Annotated in this window: 10 protein-coding genes; 8 read left to right on the plus strand and 2 right to left on the minus strand. The window is 46.9% G+C overall.

The genetic code is table 11. The features are described 5' to 3' along the window. The first annotated feature begins 27 nt into the window (after nt 1–27). The 8 genes from KUA46_RS04655 to KUA46_RS04690 all read left to right on the plus strand — a co-directional run bounded on the left by KUA46_RS04655 (nt 28) and on the right by KUA46_RS04690 (nt 11,753). Entirely contained in the window at nt 28–1,026 is a 999-nt protein-coding gene (locus KUA46_RS04655) for a vWA domain-containing protein (RefSeq protein ID WP_006846684.1), read from the plus strand. Nucleotides 1,027–1,173: 147 nt separating this feature from the next. Continuing rightward, a complete protein-coding gene (locus tag KUA46_RS04660; RefSeq protein WP_022121981.1) occupies nt 1,174–2,211 on the plus strand; it encodes a vWA domain-containing protein in 1,038 nt (345 codons plus the stop codon). Between the two features lie 30 nt (nt 2,212–2,241). Then, a complete protein-coding gene (locus tag KUA46_RS04665) occupies nt 2,242–2,973 on the plus strand; it encodes a tetratricopeptide repeat protein (RefSeq protein WP_218486522.1) in 732 nt (243 codons plus the stop codon). Nucleotides 2,974–3,011: 38 nt separating this feature from the next. Further along, the gene (locus KUA46_RS04670) at nt 3,012–5,612 is read left to right on the plus strand and encodes a BatD family protein (protein WP_218486523.1); all 2,601 of its coding nucleotides are present in this window, start codon (nt 3,012–3,014) and stop codon (nt 5,610–5,612) included. Between the two features lie 29 nt (nt 5,613–5,641). Then, nucleotides 5,642–6,346, plus strand: a complete 705-nt coding sequence (locus KUA46_RS04675; RefSeq protein WP_153092259.1) for a phosphatase PAP2 family protein — start codon at nt 5,642–5,644, stop codon at nt 6,344–6,346. 33 nt (nt 6,347–6,379) lie between these two features. Next, on the plus strand, nt 6,380–7,654 hold the full coding sequence (locus tag KUA46_RS04680; protein WP_153137412.1) for an S-adenosylmethionine:tRNA ribosyltransferase-isomerase: 1,275 nt from the start codon (nt 6,380–6,382) through the stop codon (nt 7,652–7,654). Nucleotides 7,655–7,706: 52 nt separating this feature from the next. Beyond that, nucleotides 7,707–9,689 carry an ABC-F family ATP-binding cassette domain-containing protein gene (locus KUA46_RS04685; protein WP_218486524.1) on the plus strand — a complete coding sequence of 661 codons (1,983 nt, stop codon included), beginning with the start codon at nt 7,707–7,709 and terminating at the stop codon, nt 9,687–9,689. A 30-nt stretch (nt 9,690–9,719) separates the two neighbouring features. After that, nucleotides 9,720–11,753, plus strand: coding sequence for a M13 family metallopeptidase (locus KUA46_RS04690; protein ID WP_218486525.1), 2,034 nt, complete (start codon nt 9,720–9,722; stop codon nt 11,751–11,753). A gap of 155 nt (nt 11,754–11,908) precedes the next feature. Here KUA46_RS04690 and KUA46_RS04695 read toward each other — a convergent pair whose 3' ends face one another. After that, nucleotides 11,909–13,546, minus strand: coding sequence for an ABC-F family ATP-binding cassette domain-containing protein (locus KUA46_RS04695; protein ID WP_117727937.1), 1,638 nt, complete (start codon nt 13,544–13,546; stop codon nt 11,909–11,911). A 1,226-nt stretch (nt 13,547–14,772) separates the two neighbouring features. After that, a complete protein-coding gene (gene nifJ / locus KUA46_RS04700; protein ID WP_022121989.1) occupies nt 14,773–18,351 on the minus strand; it encodes a pyruvate:ferredoxin (flavodoxin) oxidoreductase in 3,579 nt (1,192 codons plus the stop codon). Nucleotides 18,352–18,439 lie beyond the last annotated feature (88 nt).

Genomic DNA, 18,439 nt, shown 5'->3' on the forward strand with positions numbered 1-18,439 from the left:
TCTGGCTATAAATAGAAAAATATAGAAATGGAATTTGCAAGTAAAGGCTATTTTCTGTTGCTCCTGTTGCTGATACCTTATATATTATGGTATTTCCTCTACAGGAAGAAGAATGCGCCAACCATGCGCATGAGCGACACGAAAAAGTATCAATATGCTCCGAAGAGCCTGCGTGTGCGTCTCATCCATCTGCCAATGGTGCTGAGATGCATCTGTTTCGTGCTCATCGTCTGTGCGATGGCTCGTCCGCAGACGCATACGGCTTGGGACAACAAGACGGTAGAAGGCATTGACATAATGTTGGCAATGGACGTTTCCACCTCTATGCTTGCCGAAGATTTGAGACCGAACCGTATGGAAGCGGCTAAGGATGTGGCAACAGAATTCATCTCGGGAAGACCGAACGACAACATCGGTCTGACTATCTTTGCCGGTGAAGCTTTCACCCAGTGCCCGATGACAACCGATCATGCCAGTCTGTTGCGCCTCTTGCAGGCAACCCGTACGGATATTGCCGCCCGGGGACTGATTGACGATGGAACTGCAGTGGGAATGGGACTGGCCAATGCTGTGAGCCGCCTGAAGGATTCTAAGTCAAAATCGAAGGTTGTGATTCTTCTTACCGACGGCAGTAACAACATGGGCGAAATCTCACCTATGACCGCAGCAGAGATTGCCAAAAGCTACGGAATACGTGTTTACACCATCGGTGTAGGAACTAACAAGGTGGCTCCTTATCCAATGCCTGTGGCAGGAGGAGTACAGTACGTCAATATTCCGGTAGAGATAGATACGAAGACGCTGAGCGACATTGCGCAGACAACCGATGGTAATTTCTATCGCGCTACGAACAATAATGAGCTGAAGAAGATTTACAGGGACATTGATAAACTGGAGAAAACCAAGTTTAATGTCAAGCATTTCGCTAAGCGATATGAAGCTTATCAGCCATTCGCCCTGGCAGCTCTCCTGGTATTGCTGGTAGAAATCCTGCTCCGCATCACCTGGTTCAGAAGAATTCCGTAATCCGGATACTGAGCCATTACTGATTATCGGAGAAATTCCGCTATCTTTCGGAGATATTCTGCTATCTTTCGGAGATATTTTACCAGTTATCGGAGATATTTTACTGATTATCGGATAATCGAATAGAAGATATAATTAGAATAGAAAATGTTAAGATTTGAAGATCCTATATTTCTCTGGCTGTTGTGGATAATACCAGTACTGATTCTGATCAGACTGATAGGATGGAGAAGAAGAAAGGCTAAACTGAAGAAGCTCGGCGATCCGGAACTTCTGAAACAGCTCATGCCCAACATCTCCAAATATCGCCCTACAGTTAAGTTTGTGCTGATGCTTGCAGCCTTGGCGCTTCTCATCGTGATGGTAGCTCGCCCGCAGATGGGCAGCAAGATTTCTCACGATAAGCGACATGGTATTGAAACCATCATCTGCCTCGATATTTCAAATTCCATGCTCTGTCAGGACGTGGTTCCATCCCGTTTGGACAAGAGTAAGATGCTTATCGAAAATCTGGTCGACAACTTTAACAACGACAAGATTGGACTCATCGTCTTTGCAGGCGATGCATTTGTGCAGTTGCCAATCACCACCGATTATGTTTCGGCAAAGATGTTTCTCCAGAACATAACCCCTGGTCTTATCCAGACCCAGGGAACCAATATCGGAGCAGCCATCGATTTGGCTTCCAAGAGTTTCACTCAGCAGGAGAATGTGGGCAGAGCCATCATCGTTATTACCGATGGCGAAAACCATGAGCCTGGTGCACAGGAGGCAGCGGCTGCTGCCAACAAGAAAGGAATCAATGTCTTTATCCTGGGCATAGGTAACACCAAGGGAGCGCCAATCCCTATGGGCGACGGCTCTTATCTGAAGGACAATGCGGGCAACACCGTAATGACCGCCCTGAATGAGCAGATGTGCAAGGAACTTGCCCAGGCAGGCAAGGGTCAGTACATTCATGTAGATAACACCAGCGATGCGGAAAGAGCATTGAATGATGATATTGCCAAATTGCAGAAAGGCGATGTAACGAGTGTGGTTTACAGCGCCTATGATGAACAGTTCCAGGCTGTAGGTATTCTTGTCATCCTGTTGCTTATCATCGAAATCTGTCTGCTTGAGGTAAAGAATCCTCTGCTCAGAAACATCAAGTTTTTTAAGAAAGACATCAAGAAGCCTTTCTGATAAACGTTTATACATTATTATATAATAGGAATGAGATATTTAAGATATATATTGGTTTTTGCCCTGATGGTGCTGGGCTTGGCGAAGGTGGGAGCGCAGAACGACCGCAACTTCATCCGCCAGGGAAACCGCGCCTATCATAAACAGAAGTGGGCTGCAGCCGAAACGCAATATCGCAAGGCTATCTCCAAGAACCAGAAGAATGCGCAGGCTGTCTATAATCTGGGTTGCGCCCTGATGATGCAGCAGAAGGATTCGATGGCAATGATACAGTTTGAGAATGCTTCGAAACTGGAAACGAACAAGATGCGACGCGCCAAAAGTTACCACAACATGGGTGTGGTCATGCAGCAGCATCAGCAATATGCGCAAGCCATAGGATGTTATGAGAACGCCCTGCGCTGCAATCCGCAGGACAATGCAACCCGATATAATCTTGCCCTCTGCAAGAAACTGCTTAAAAACCAGAAGCAGAACAAGCAGAACGATAAGAACAAAAAGGATAAAAACAAGGACAAGAACAAAGACAAGCAGAACAAGGATCAGAACAAAGATCAGAATAAAGGCAAGAACAAGAACGACAAAAACAAGAACAACCAGAATAAGAACAATCAGCAGAATCAGAACAATCAGGACAAGATGAGCAAAGATAATGCTGAACAACTCTTGAACGCTGCCATCCAGCAGGAGAAGGATACGAAGCGCAAGATGCAGAAAGCGATGAGTCAGCCTCGCAGAAAGCAATATGAGAAAAACTGGTAAAAAGTAAAATAATACAACGAGTATAATAAATTTAGAACATGAAACATATAGGTTGGTTTATTATTATATGGGCAATGCTTCTGGGCTTCAGTTTGCAGCTGAAAGCCCAGCATATCAGTGTGTCGGCACCAACACACGTGGCGGCGGGAGAAAACTTCCGTGTGGCCTATACCATCAATACACGTGATGTAGAGGAATTCCGCCTGGGCGGAGTAGGAGAAGGACTTGAGGTAATCGCAGGTCCTTACACCTCATCGCAGTCCAGTTATCAGATGATCAATGGCCATACTTCCTCTTCATCGTCGGTAACCATTACCTATACGCTCTACGCAGCTAAGAACGGAACCTTTGGCATTGGTGCCTCTCATGCCATCGTAAATGGTAAGAAACTCTCTTCCCATCCGGTTAAGATTACGGTTTCTGGCCATGCTGCACGCAACAACGGTGCACCTTCCATGCACGGACAGAATGATTATAATGAACCACGCATGCGAACTGCCGGATCAAGAATATCAGGCCGTGACCTCTTCATCAAGGTTACAGCCAACAAGCGACGTGTTCACGAACAGGAACCGGTGCTCCTTACTTATAAGGTTTACACGCAGGTAGACCTTACCCAGCTGGAAGGCAAGATGCCTGACCTGAAGGGATTCCACAACCAGGAAGTTCCACTGCCTCAGCAGAAGACCTTCCATACTGAAACCGTAAACGGCCGACCTTACCGATGCGTTACATGGAGCCAGTATGTTATGTATCCGCAGATGACGGGAAGCCTCACCATTCCAGCCATTACCTTCAAGGGAATCGTGGTTCAGCAGAACAGAAACGTTGACCCGATGGAAGCTTTCTTCAATGGCGGTTCTGGCTATGTTGAAGTAAAGAAAGATATTATAGCTCCTAGTGTGAAAATTCAGGTTGATCCATTGCCTCAGCGCCCTGCCAACTTCTCGGGCGGTGTAGGTAAATTCAATATTAGTGCTTCCATAGACAAGAAGGAAGTAAAGGCTGGCGAACCAATCACCATTCGTGTAGTGGTAGGAGGAATCGGAAACCTGAAGTTGCTCAAGCAGCCTGTCATTACCTTCCCTAAGGATTTTGACAAGTACGATGCGAAGGTGACAGATAAGACCCGCCTTACAGCCAATGGCGTAGAAGGCAATATGATTTATGACTTCCTGGCTGTGCCTCGTAATCAGGGAAATTATACCATTCCTGCGGTAGAATTCACCTATTATGATACTTCGGCTAACAAGTACAAGACAATCAAGACCCAGCCGTTTACGCTGAATGTAGAGAAGGGCGATGGAACATCAGACAATGAAACCTCAGATTTCAGCAACAAGGATAAGGACATTCATGCGCTGAAACTGGGCAAGTCTAAGCTCCATGATATTGACGATATGTTCTACGGAAGCTTCGGCTACTGGACCAGTCTGCTGGTTCCATTGGCAGCCTTCTTTGCCCTGCTCATTGTCTTCCGCCGCCGTGCTCTCGAGAATGCCGACCTTGTAAAGGTCCGTTCCAACAAGGCAAACAAGATAGCAACCAAGCGCCTGAAGAAGGCTCATCTGCTGATGCTCGGTGGCAAGCAGGAAGAATTCTACGATGAAGTGCTCCGTGCTTTGTGGGGCTATGTAAGCTACAAGCTCAACATGCCTGCCGAAAAGCTCTCACGTGAAAACATTCAGGCTATGCTCGAAAAACATTGTGTTGAGGAGAGAACTATCGAGAAGTTTACAACTGCGCTCGATGAATGTGAGTTTGAACGCTATGCGCCGGGCGACCCTGCCGGCAATATGAACCGTACATTCGAATCAGCAATGACTGCTATTATGGATATAGAAAATGCTATCAATGCAACGCGTAAGCAGCGCAAGAAGAGTGCAACCGGATATTCCTTCGTCTTGATGATCATGGTAATGTTGGGCTGCTCGGTTTCTGCAGGCGCTGTAACCAAGAACAATGCTGATACGGAATATCAGAAAGGTAACTATCAGCAGGCCATACGCGACTATGAGGAAATATTGAACAACTATGGTGTTTCTGCCGAAGTTTACTATAACTTGGGCAATGCTTATTACCGTACAGACAATATTACCAAGGCTGTGCTCAATTATGAGCGTGCCCATCTGCTCTCGCCAGGCGATGAAGACATCAGTTTCAACCTGCAGTTTGCACGTAGCAAGACCATCGATAAGATTACTCCGGAAAGCGAGATGTTCTTCGTAACCTGGTGGAAGGCGCTGGTTAACTTTACGAGTGTTGACTGTTGGGCTAAGACAGGCATCATAGCCATCATCATGGCACTGGTTCTGGTATTGGTTTATCTCTTCGGTTCGCATATCGTTTTGCGCAAGATTGGTTTCTTCGGTGGAATCTTCTTCGTGGCAGTCTTCCTGCTGAGCAATCTCTTTGCTTACCAGCAGCGGCAGATGCTCATCAACCGTACGGGAGCCATCATCATCGCTCCTTCTGTCAATGTGAAGAAGACTCCCGCCAAGACGAGCGTTGACCTCTTCCTGCTGCATGAAGGAACCCGAGTTGACATTACCGATAAGGCGATGAAAGGCTGGCGTGAAATCAAGGTAGGAGACGGTAGAGAAGGCTGGATTGAAACCAAGGCAATTGAGGAAATCTGATTTTAAAAAATCTGATTAAAATAAAGAGAATGGATTTTAGTAGGATACAAGATTTTGACATGCAGCTGTTGCATGTGTTTAACGGCAGCGAGAATGTCTGGCTCGATCAGATGGCGATGGCGCTTACGTCGGGCTGGACATGGATTCCGCTTTATATCGTCCTCTTCGTTGTTGTGATAAGAAACAACGAGATGATGGGCCAGATTGCACTCGTGGTAGGAGGAGCGGTGCTCTGTATCTTTCTGGCTGATGGACTGGTGGATGGAATCATCAAACCGCTGGCTGAAAGATGCAGACCTTCCAGCGACCCGATGTTCAAGTATACGGTTCAGGTGGTTGACAATATGCGCCTCAAGAGTTTCAGCTTCTGTTCGGCTCATGCAGCCAATACGCTTTCGTTAGCCATCTTCTTCTCGTTGCTTATCCGCAGCAAACTGGTTACGTGGACCCTGTTATTATGGTCGCTCGTGAACTGTTGGACCCGTCTTTACCTGGGTGTTCATTATCCGGTCGACATTCTTTGCGGTCTGGCTATCGGAGCTGTGGTGGGAGTTGTCGTTTATCTTATCTACATCAGGATGTATTACCGCATCTCCCCAAAGATTAAGTATATTTCCAACCAGTATACGAGTACGGGTTACGACTATGATGATGTAGATAAAATCATGACCGTAGTGATATTTACCCTTATCATGGTTGTGTTTTATGCCACCTGTCAGATGGCAAATCTTTAGTACAGAAATAAAAGTTCAAAAGTAAAATAAATAATGGATACAAAACACATTAAAATTAGTGATTATAACTATGATTTACCGGATGAGCGCATCGCAAAATTCCCTATTGCCCAGCGCGACCACAGCAAACTGCTGGTCTATAAGCACGGCGAAGTAAGCGATGATGTTTTCCATCATCTTCCCACATATCTCCCTCAAGGAGCCTTGATGATATTCAACAATACCAAGGTGATACAAGCGCGTCTGCACTTCCGCAAGGAAACAGGTGCGCTTATTGAGGTTTTCTTGATGGAGCCTGCAGAACCTACTGATTATGAACTCATGTTCCAGACCACCGGACATTGTTCCTGGCTCTGCATGATCGGTAATCTGAAGAAATGGAAAGAGGGAAGCCTGAAGCGTGATTTCGAAATCAAGGGCCACAAGCTTACGCTCAGCGCTACCATGCGACGCGGAGATGCTCTCGGTTCTGAAGCGAAGGAAATGGTTGCCAAAGGCGGAGGAACCAACTATTGGGTTGACTTTGATTGGGACAACGACAAGGTGTCTTTCGCTGAGATTCTCGAAGCAGTAGGCGAGTTGCCTATTCCTCCATATCTCAACCGCAAGACAGAGGAGAGCGACAAGACCACCTATCAGACGGTTTATTCTAAAATCAAGGGAAGTGTGGCTGCTCCAACTGCCGGACTTCATTTTACCGATGCGGTTCTCAAGGATCTTGATGCGCATGGAATCGACCGCGAAGAAGTAACCCTGCATGTAGGAGCCGGCACATTCAAACCGGTGAAGAGTCTTGAAATCGAAGGACATCAGATGCATACGGAATACATTGTTGTTCATCGCCGCAGTCTGGAAAAACTCATCAAGCACGAGTGTCGGGTCATTGCCGTAGGAACCACCAGCGTCCGTACCATCGAGAGCCTCTATTACATGGGCGTTCATCTGCTGAAGCATCCTGAGGCAAACGAAGAAGATCTGCACGTAAAACAGTGGGATCCTTACGAGCTTTCTGAAGATGGCAATCTGGTAGATGGAATTACTCCGATGCAGGCTATTCAGGCAATCATCGATTATCTGGACCGCAACGGCTTGGAGGCTCTCCATTCCAGCACGCAGATTATCATTGCTCCTGGCTATCAGTATAAGATTGTGAAGATGTTGGTCACCAATTTCCATCAGCCTCAGAGTACGCTCCTGCTTCTGGTGAGTGCTTTCCTCAAGGGCGACTGGAGGAAGGTTTACGATTATGCTCTTTCGCATGATTTCCGTTTCCTGAGCTATGGAGATTCATCCCTGCTCATTCCGTAAAAGAAGTTAGGAAAACTATAAATTATTAATTGTAAATTATAAATTAAAATAGATGATTTCAGTAGAAGGACTGAAAGTAGAGTTTGGCGTTAAGCCTCTCTTTCATGATGTAAGTTTCGTCATCAACGACCGCGACCGCATTGCCCTGGTGGGTAAGAATGGTGCCGGAAAATCTACGATGCTCAAGATTCTCTGCGGTTTGCAGAAACCTACTGACGGCATTGTGGCTATTCCTAACGAAACCACTATCGGCTATCTGCCACAGGTGATGAAACTGCAGGACGATACGACCGTGAAAGAGGAAACCCGCAAGGCTTTCGCCCATAATACCGAGATGAAGGCGCGTCTGGACAAGATGCAGCAGGAAATGGCCGACCGCACCGACTATGAGAGCGAAAGCTATGCTCAGCTCGTAGAGAAGTTTACCCAGGAACATGAACGCTACATGATGATGGGTGGCGAAAACTATGAGGCTGAGATAGAGCGCACCTTGAGCGGTCTTGGCTTTACGCGCGATGATTTCGAGCGCCCAACCAAGGAGTTTTCCGGCGGTTGGCGAATGCGTATCGAACTTGCCAAGATTCTGTTGCAGAAGCCTGATGTACTGCTCCTCGATGAGCCTACCAACCACCTTGATATTGAAAGTATCCAGTGGTTGGAGCAGTTCCTGGCGCAGAGTGCTAAGGCTGTGGTTCTTGTGAGTCACGACCGTGCTTTCATCAACAATGTAACTAACCGTACCCTCGAAATTACTTGCGGAAGGGTAGAAGATTATAAGGTGAAATACGATGAGTATGTGGTGTTGCGTGCTGAACGACGCGAGCAGCAGCTCCGTGCCTACGAAAACCAGCAGAAGGAAATTGCCGACATCAAGGATTTCATCGAGCGATTCCGCTACAAGCCTACCAAGGCGGTTCAGGTGCAGAGCAGAATCAAGCAGCTCGAGAAAATCGTGCCTATCGAGGTGGATGAGGTTGACAACAAGCAGATGCACCTCAAATTCCCTCCTTGTCTCAGAAGTGGCGATTATCCTATCATCTGCGATGAGGTGCGCAAGGATTACGGTGCCCATACCGTCTTCGACCATGTTACCTTTACCATCAAGCGTGGCGAGAAGGTGGCTTTCGTGGGTAAGAACGGCGAGGGTAAGTCTACCCTGGTAAAATGTATCATGGGTGAGATTCCTTTCACCGGAACGCTCAAGATTGGTCATAATGTGCAGATTGGTTATTTCGCCCAGAATCAGGCGCAGCTCCTGGATGAGAATCTTACCATCTTCCAGACTATCGACAATGTGGCAACAGGCGAAATGCGTCTGAAGGTGAACGATCTCCTGGGCGCCTTCATGTTTGGCGGCGAGACTTCTGAGAAGTTTGTCAAGGTACTGAGTGGAGGCGAACGCAGCCGACTGGCTATGATCAAGCTCCTGCTCGAACCGGTGAATCTCCTCATTCTTGATGAGCCTACCAATCACCTCGACATGCAGTCGAAGGATGTGCTGAAAGAAGCCATCAAGGCTTTCGATGGAACAGCCATCATCGTGAGCCACGACCGTGAATTCCTCGATGGTCTGGTAGATAAGGTCTATGAGTTTGGCGGCGGCAAGGTTCGTGAGCATCTCGGTGGTATTTACGATTATCTCCGTGCCCATAATGCCGAGAACATCAATCAGGCTCTTGCCAACCAGAGCATGGCTTCTGCCGGTTCGCCTTCTGCCAATACTTCCGGCTCTTCTGTTGCATCAGGTTCTACAGCCGACAGCCTTGCCTCTGCCACATCCGGCAAGCAGAGCTACGCTGAACATAAGGAACAGCAGAAGAAGATCCGTAAGGCTGAGAAAGCCGTGAAGGAATGTGAGACGAAGATAGAGAAGCTGGAAGCGAGAAAGAAGGAGATTGATGAGCTCCTGATGAAACCGGAAAATGCAACCAACATGGAACTCGTGACCGAATACACCGAACTCATGAAGAGTCTCGATGAGGAGAACGAGCGCTGGATGCTCCTTTCGGAAGAACTGGAAGAAGTTTCGAAATAATAATAACATTAATATATAAAAGAGAAGAAAATGAAAATGAAAATGATCTTACCGATGATGCTGATCGCAGCTCTGCCATTAGGCGCTGATGCTCAGAATAAATCGGGTCTTGTCATGAGCAATCTCGACCAGACAGTGAAGCCAGCAGACAGTTTCTATCAGTTTGCTACAGGCGGATGGCAGAAGAACAATCCTCTTCCTGCCGCTTACAGCCGTTATGGCAGTTTTGACCGGCTGGCTGAGAACAACAACAAGCGCATCAACACCATTCTTTCTGAACTCCAGAAGAAGACTTACAAGGCTGGAACCATTGAGCAGAAATTGTCTGATTTCTACAAACTCTCTATGGATGTTGACAGCCGCAACAAGGCTGGAATCGCTCCAGTAAAGCCTCTGTTGGATGAGATTGAAGCTGCCAAGACCAAGGACGAGCTTCAGAAGCTTCAGGTTAAGTATGCATGGATGGGTCTCGGTTTGGGCTATGTCTCAGGTTTCGATGCCGATGAGAAGAACGTAGCCATGAACATCTACATCCTGATGCAGGGCGGTCTTACTCTCGGTACCAAGGATTATTACCTCAACAACGATGCTGCAACCGTAGCTATCCGTGAGGCTTATAAGACTTACCTCAACAAGATGTTCCAGCTCTATGGTTTCTCTGCTGATGAAGCTGCCAAGAAGGCTTCTGCCGTATTCCTTCACGAAACAACGCTCGCTACTTTCTCTAAGAGCCGTACCGAACTTCGTGATCCTCAGGCCAACTACAACAAGATGACCTTGGCAGAATTCAAGGAGAATTATCCTAACATTCCTCTCGAGGCACTTGCCAACGCGGAGGGAATCAAGAGCGAAAATCTCAAGGAGATGATCGTAGGTCAGCCTGCTTTCTTCGCCGGTTATGACAAGGTGGCAGCTGCAGAATGTCCAGGCACATTGAAGGCTTTGATGGAGTGGGACATCATCAGTAGTTCTGCTTCTTACCTCAGCGATGAGATTCGCGAAGCCCGTTTCGAATTCTTCGGCAAGACTATGAGTGGCCGTAAGGAGGATTATCCTCTTTGGAAGCGCGCTACTACTCAGGTAGAGGCTCAGTTGGGCGAGGCGCTCGGTCGCATCTACTGCAAGCGCTATTTCCCAGAAAGCTCTAAGAAGATGATGGAGACACTCGTGAAGAATCTTCAGATCAGCCTCGGTCAGCGTATAGATGCTCAGACCTGGATGAGCGATGCTACAAAGAAAGCTGCTCACAACAAGCTCGACAAGTTCTATGTAAAGATTGGTTATCCTAACAAGTGGACTGATTTCAGCAAGCTCAGCATCGATCCATCTAAGAGCTATTATGAGAACGTGTTGGCTTGCCGCAAGTTTGCCAACGATAAGGAGATTGCAAAGAAGGCAGGAAAGCCAGTAGATAAGGATGAGTGGTACATGACTCCTCAGACCGTGAACGCTTACTATAATCCTACTACCAACGAGATCTGCTTCCCAGCTGGTATTCTCCAGTATCCTTTCTTCGATCCTAAGGCAGATGCAGCATTCAACTATGGTGCTATCGGCGTAGTAATCGGCCATGAGATGACTCACGGATTCGATGATCAGGGTCGTCAGTATGATGCTAGCGGTAATCTGAAGGACTGGTGGACTCCTGCTGATGCAGAAGGTTTCAATAAGCGTGCTGATATGTATGCTGATTTCTTCAGCAACATCAAGGTGTTGCCTGATCTGAATGCCAACGGCCGTTTCACCCTCGGCGAGAATCTTGCCGACCACGGTGGTTTGATGGTTTCATACAATGCCTTCAAGAATGCTACAGCTAAGAAGCCATTGAAGAACAAGGATGGTTTCACTCCTGACCAGCGTTTCTTCCTCGCCTATGCAGGTGTTTGGGGACAGAACATTACTGATAAGGAAATCCGCAACCGCGTAAAGAATGATCCTCATTCTCTCGGCAAGTGGCGTGTTGATGGTGCGCTTCCTCACATCGATGCATGGTATGAGGCATTTGGTGTAAAGGAGGGCGATAAGCTGTTCATTCCTAAGAACCAGCGCCTGGAGCTTTGGTAATTCCGGAAGGAAATTTTTCCGAATAGAATTTTTCGGGAATGTTTTTTCCGAATAGATAGAAAAAATAAAGTCCTGATGTTTTGTTTGTTTGAAACATCAGGACTTTTTGTTTTATGCTTGAAATATTTTTTGATAAGAAAACAATAGAATAGGGGTTATTGCTTCTTCTCCAGTTCCTGAAGATTTTCCATCTTCTTCGATTCCAGGAATTCGTAAATGCCGCAGAGATGTTCGCGGACGCGACCATGACCGAACTCATAAACCTTGCTGACAAGACCATCGAGGAAATCACGGTCGTGACTAACCACGATGAGCGTTCCGTCGAAATCGAGCAAGGCCTGTTTCAGCACATCCTTGGTCTTCAGGTCGAGGTGGTTGGTAGGCTCATCGAGAATCAGCAGATTCACCGGCTCCAGCAGCAGCTTGAGAATGGCAAGGCGGGTGCGCTCACCTCCCGACAATACTTTCACCTTCTTGGTAGAGTCCTCTCCGCCAAACATGAATGCTCCCAGCAAATCGCGTATCTTGTTGCGGATTTCACCTTTGGCAACATCATCAATGGTCTGGAATACGGTAAGTTCGCCATCGAGCAGAGAAGCCTGGTTCTGGGCGAAATAACCTATCTGCACATTATGTCCCAATTCCAACTTTCCTTCGTTCTGAAGCTGCCCCATGATACATTTCACAAGAGTTGACTTACCCTCTCCGTTTCTTCCCACGAAGGCAATCTTGTCGCCTCTTTCTACGGTAAGATTCACGCCGCTGAAAATCTTCTTGTCATCAAACGACATCGCCACGTCGCTCATCTGAACCGGATAAGCACCGCTTCGTGGGCTCGGCGGGAACTTGAGTCGAAGGCGGCTTGTATCTTCTTCATCCACTTCGATAAGTTCCAGTTTCTCTAGCATCTTCACGCGGCTCTGCACCTGGAAGGTTTTAGAATAAGTGCCTTTGAAGCGTTCTATAAAGTCCTTGGTTTCAGCAATCATCTTCTGCTGTTCCTCATATTTCTTCATCTGCTGTTCGCGGCGTTCCTTGCGCAGTTCCAGATATTGGCTGTAAGTGGCTTTGTAGTCGTAGATGCGGCCCATGGTTACTTCGATGGTTCTTGTTGTAATGTCGTCAACGAATTTTCGGTCGTGGCTGATGACAACTACTGCTTTCGAACTGTTGATGATGAAGTCTTCGAGCCAGCCGATAGATTCAATGTCGAGATGATTGGTTGGCTCATCGAGCAGCAGTACGTCTGGCGATTTCAAGAGCAGTTTTGCCAGCTCAATCCTCATTCTCCATCCTCCCGAAAACTCGCTTGTAGGGCGGTTGAAATCAGAGCGCTCGAAACCGAGACCGAGCAGCGTCTTCTCTACATCTTCCTCGAAATGAGTCATGTCGATAGCGTAGAATTTCTCTGAGAGAGAGGATACTTTCTCAATGAGCTGCATGTAATCATCGCTGTCGTAATCGGTACGGGTGGTGAGCTCGTTGTTGATGCGGTCAATCTCAGCCTGCATTTCGTGCAGATGGGCAAACGCCTGACAGGTTTCCTCGAATACGGTTCTGCCGTCTTCGGTCATCAGATGCTGAGGCAGATAGGCGATGACGCAATCCTTGGGAGCGGAAACGGTGCCACGAGTAGCATTTCTCACACCGGCGATAATCTTGAGCAATGTGCTCTTTCCTGCGCCATTCTTTCCCATCAGGGCTATACGGTCCTTCTCGTTGATCTGGAAGGAAATGTCTTTGAATAGGGTGGTGCCGCCAAATTCTACGGTCAATCCATCAACTGTAATCATATTATTTTCTTCTTGTTCAAATTTTTGTTTCTTTAAGCAACTCCCCAGAATGCCCCGTTCCTGCCGTTTTCGGGGTCTTCATTGATGACCAGCGCTTGCCATCACTTATGACCCGTGTTGGTCTTAAGAGAAGACCTGAGCAAGGTGCAAAAGGCTGTTCTTTCGATTGCCGGTGCAAAGATACAACATTTTTGGGCAGAATGCAAGCTTTTACCCTGACTTTCTTTCGGAGAAGTAGTGTAAGTGTTTGATTGATACTGATTTCTATTGGCTTTCTAGCTGAACTCTATTACTGGTTAACGTAAATGGGGGTGAATGGGGGCATTGAGAACCAGAGTGGCAAGCGGTCATTTTCGGTCATGGTCATTTTCGGTCATTTTCCAAAAAGAGTTTGGTCATTTTGAGCTATAGTAAATATAAATAATTATTTATATTATACTATAGGTGACCATTTTCTCCCCCGAAATAAAAATGACCGAAAATGACCATGACCGGAAATGACCGGATTATAATATTTGAGAACATGTGAAATGATGAAAGGTGAGATATGCTAAAGTGTTAATTGTTAGCACCATACGGAATTTATATATAGAATTACTTCAATAGCATTGGTGTAACCTAATCTATATCTGTCACTATATGATTATGCCTTATTCGTACTCTAATGTCCTCTATTTACCTTTTGTTTCGCTTTTGTTTCGGTCAAAAATATCTAAAATCGATAGGGTTTTGAAGTCCGAGGATGGGCATTATTCACCCTTTGTAGAGGAGGTAAAACACCTTTCTAACCCTCTTATTTTGCGTTTTTCATTCGAAAAATCACTAAAAAGCACTGATTTTTGCCTCTTAGGGTTTCTGTTTTGGGTAGGTAAGGATAATTTACATTACTCAGACTGATTGCGTTTTTTGCGCCGTTTTTTTAGCGGATTAAAAATCCATAATAGTTCGATCTGTACGGTTGAAATTATCCAATACGCCCTGGGCTAAGAGCTTTTGGGCTTTCAGCCCGTCTTATACCACATGTGAATGTTCTGTTTTCTTTACAAAACAATTAGAATTGCCCCTAAAGAACTCAATCTTAAAATCACGATTTTTCCCTATGTTTCATCACTTATTTCCAATTTTTACATGAATATGGAGCATTTTTAAACAAAAAAGACCTTGATTGCAGAACGCAACCAAGGTCTTCGGAGATGATATATTTAACCTATTGAAATATCGCTAGATTAGATCTGCTCGCTCCAGTCCTCCTGGCTCTTACGAACGTAAGTCTGGTAACGGAGCTTAGCCATCTTCTCTGCCTGAGAGAAGAGCTCATCAGCCTCCTTAGGGAATGCCTTCTGTACAGAGAGGTAACGAACCTCACCGAGCAAGAAGTCGCGGAAGTTCTCCCAGTTAGGAGCCTTTGAGTCGAGTGTGAATGGGTTCTTACCCTCATCAGCCAACAGTGGGTTGTAACGCCACAAGTGCCAGTAACCGCACTCAACAGCCAACTCTTCCTCGTGCTGTGAACGACCCATACCGCCCTTACGCTTCAAACCGTGGTTGATACATGGTGCGTAAGCGATGATGAGTGATGGACCTGGATAAGCCTCAGCCTCGCGGATAGCCTTCAATGTCTGAGCATTGTCAGCACCCATAGCTACCTGAGCTACGTAGATGTAACCGTATGTAGTCTGCATCAAACCGAGATCCTTCTTACGGATACGCTTACCCTGAGCAGCGAACTGTGCGATAGCACCGAGTGGAGTAGACTTAGAAGACTGACCACCAGTGTTAGAGTAAACCTCAGTATCGAGTACCAGGATGTTAACATCCTCACCAGAAGCCAATACGTGGTCGAGACCACCGTAGCCGATATCATAAGAAGCACCGTCACCACCGATGATCCACTGTGAACGCTTAACGAGGTAGTGATCCAAAGTCTTGAGCTCCTTGCAGATAGGGCAACCCTTCTCAGCGCAGGCAGCGATGAGAGGCTTCAACTCTGCAGCAGCCTCCTTAGAACCCTCAGAATCGTTCATGTTAGCCATCCACTTGTCAGCAGCAGCTACGAACTCAGCAGAAACCTTCTCGCTAGCCTTAGCCTCTTCGAGCAAGTGAGCGATGCGCTCCTTCATCTTCTTGTTACCCATTACCATACCGAGACCGAACTCGCAGAAGTCCTCGAACAATGAGTTGTCGAATGCAGGACCCTGACCCTTAGCGTTCTTTGTATATGGAGTAGATGGGATAGAAGCTGAGTAGATAGAAGAACAACCAGTAGCGTTAGCAATCATCTGACGATCACCGAAGAGCTGAGAAATCAACTTAACGTATGGAGTCTCACCACAACCAGAGCAAGCACCAGAGAACTCGAACAATGGCTGAGCGAACTGAGAGTTCTTAGGGCTCTGCTTGATGTCAACGAGATCCTGCTTAGAAGCTACCTTGTGTACGAGGTACTCCCAGTTAGCTGCTTCCTTGACCATATCCTCTGCGTCTACGTTGAATGGAACCATTGTCAACGCCTTCTCACCCTTCTTACCTGGGCAGACGTCAGCACAGTTACCACAACCAAGACAGTCGAGTACTGAAGTCTCGATGCGGAAGTGCATTCCAGCCAAAGCCTTAGGTGCCTTAACATCCTGAGTCTGGAGACCCTCGATGCCTGCGAGCTCCTCATCGGTCAATACGAATGGACGGATAGCTGCGTGAGGACAAACGAATGAACACTTGTTACACTGGATACAGTTCTCTACGTTCCATACTGGTACGAATGCCTCAACACCACGCTTCTCGAATGCTGCAGTACCGTTCTGCCATGTACCGTCAACTGTGTTGTGCTTAACGAAGTCAGAAACCTTCAAGAGGTCACCTGCCTGACCGTTGATAGGACGAACGAGCTCCTTAACGAATGCTGGAGCGTTATCCTCCTTAGCCTCATCGTCAGCGAGGTTTGCCCAAGCTGGATCTACTGTCAACTGCTTGTACTCACCACCACGGTCAACAGCGCCGAAGTTCTTGTCTACAACGTCCTGACCCTTCTTAGAGTAAGACTTAACGATGAATGCCTTCATCTGCTCTACAGCGAGATCCAAAGGAATAACCTTTGTGATACGGAAGAATGCAGACTGGAGGATGGTGTTGGTACGGTTACCGAGACCAATCTCCTGAGCAATCTTAGTTGCGTTGATATAGTAAACTGTGATGTTGTTCTGAGCGAAGTAACGCTTTACCTTGTTAGGGATAAAGTTAACCAACTCCTCACCGTCGAAGATAGTGTTCAACAGGAAGAAACCGTTCTTACGCAAACCACGTGTTACATCGTACATGTGGAGGTAAGCCTGTACGTGGCAAGCTACGAAGTTAGGAGTATTTACCTGGTAAGCACTGTGGATAGGGCTGTCGCCGAAACGCAAGTGAGAGCAGGTGAAACCACCAGACTTCTTAGAGTCGTAAGAGAAGTATGCCTGGCAATACTTGTTAGTATTGTTACCGATAATCTGAACTGAGTTCTTGTTAGCACCAACAGTACCGTCAGCACCCAAACCATAGAACTTAGCCTCGAACAAGTCGTCGCCACCCATTGGGATTTCCTCCTCTTCTGGGAGAGAAGTGAATGTAACGTCATCAACGATACCTACAGTGAAGTGGTTCTTAGGCTGTGGCAACTCGAGGTTCTTGAATACAGCAACAATCTTAGCTGGAGTTGTATCAGAAGAACCGAGACCGTAGCGACCGCCAACGATCAATGGCTTGCGCTCGTCATCGTAGAGAGCTGACTTAACGTCGAGGTACAATGGCTCACCCTCTGCACCTGGCTCCTTAGTACGGTCGAGAACAGCGATACGCTTAACTGTAGCTGGGATAGTCTTCTTCAGGAAGTCAACAGAGAATGGACGGAACAGGTGAACTGCAACCATACCAACCTTCTTGCCCTGCTTGTTCAAGTAGTCGATAGCCTCGCGAGCTGGCTCTGTAGCAGAACCCATCAGGATGATGATGTTCTCAGCATCCTCAGCACCATAGTAGTTGAAGAGGTGATACTCACGGCCAGTGATCTTAGTCATCTCCTGGCAGTACTTCTCTACTACCTCAGGGATTGCATCGTAGTAAGTGTTGCAAGCCTCACGGTGAGTGAAGAATGTCTCTGGGTTCTCAGCAGTACCGCGAGTAACAGGACGCTCAGGAGTCAAAGCACGGTTACGGAAGTCCTCGATGAACTCTTCCTTAACCAATGGACGGATGTCTTCCATATCCATCTCCTCGATCTTGTGGTACTCGTGAGAAGTACGGAAACCGTCGAAGAAGTTAATGAAAGGAACCTTTGTCTCCAATGTAGCCAAGTGAGGAACTGCAGAGAGGTCCATAACCTCCTGAACAGAACCTGAGCAGAACATAGCGAAACCTGTCTGGCGGCAAGCCATTACGTCCTGGTGGTCACCGAAGATACAAAGTGAGTGAGAAGCCAATGTACGAGCTGATACGTTGAACACGCAAGGGAGCAACTCACCAGCAATCTTGTACATGTTAGGAATCATCAGCAACAAACCCTGAGAAGCAGTGTAAGTTGAAGTCAAGGCACCAGCCTGGAGAGAACCGTGAACTGCACCTGCAGCACCAGCCTCTGATTCCATTTCCTGGATAGAAACTCGCTGACCGAAAAGGTTCTTACGACCTTTGGCAGCCCATTCATCTACATGCTCCGCCATTGGTGATGATGGAGTAATAGGGTAGATAGCAGCAACCTCAGTAAACATGTAGCTTACGTGTGCGGCAGCTGTGTTACCATCACAAGTGATAAATTTTTTCTCTTTAGCCATTTTACTTTTAGATAAAATATTAAAAATGTTTTGTATTTAATTCATTCTTATTCTAATGTTCTTATTCTAATGTTGAGTGTTGAATGTT

This window comes from Segatella copri (assembly GCF_019249765.2).
GTDB classification, from domain to species: domain Bacteria; phylum Bacteroidota; class Bacteroidia; order Bacteroidales; family Bacteroidaceae; genus Prevotella; species Prevotella copri_K.

Coding starts and splice junctions, on each gene's coding strand:
- KUA46_RS04655 (WP_006846684.1), top strand. CDS start 28: ATGGAATTTGCAAGTAAAGGCTATTTTCTGTTGCTCCTGTTGCTGATA.
- KUA46_RS04660 (WP_022121981.1), top strand. CDS start 1,174: ATGTTAAGATTTGAAGATCCTATATTTCTCTGGCTGTTGTGGATAATA.
- KUA46_RS04665 (WP_218486522.1), top strand. CDS start 2,242: ATGAGATATTTAAGATATATATTGGTTTTTGCCCTGATGGTGCTGGGC.
- KUA46_RS04670 (WP_218486523.1), top strand. CDS start 3,012: ATGAAACATATAGGTTGGTTTATTATTATATGGGCAATGCTTCTGGGC.
- KUA46_RS04675 (WP_153092259.1), top strand. CDS start 5,642: ATGGATTTTAGTAGGATACAAGATTTTGACATGCAGCTGTTGCATGTG.
- KUA46_RS04680 (WP_153137412.1), top strand. CDS start 6,380: ATGGATACAAAACACATTAAAATTAGTGATTATAACTATGATTTACCG.
- KUA46_RS04685 (WP_218486524.1), top strand. CDS start 7,707: ATGATTTCAGTAGAAGGACTGAAAGTAGAGTTTGGCGTTAAGCCTCTC.
- KUA46_RS04690 (WP_218486525.1), top strand. CDS start 9,720: ATGAAAATGAAAATGATCTTACCGATGATGCTGATCGCAGCTCTGCCA.
- KUA46_RS04695 (WP_117727937.1), bottom strand. CDS start 13,546: ATGATTACAGTTGATGGATTGACCGTAGAATTTGGCGGCACCACCCTA.
- nifJ (WP_022121989.1), bottom strand. CDS start 18,351: ATGGCTAAAGAGAAAAAATTTATCACTTGTGATGGTAACACAGCTGCC.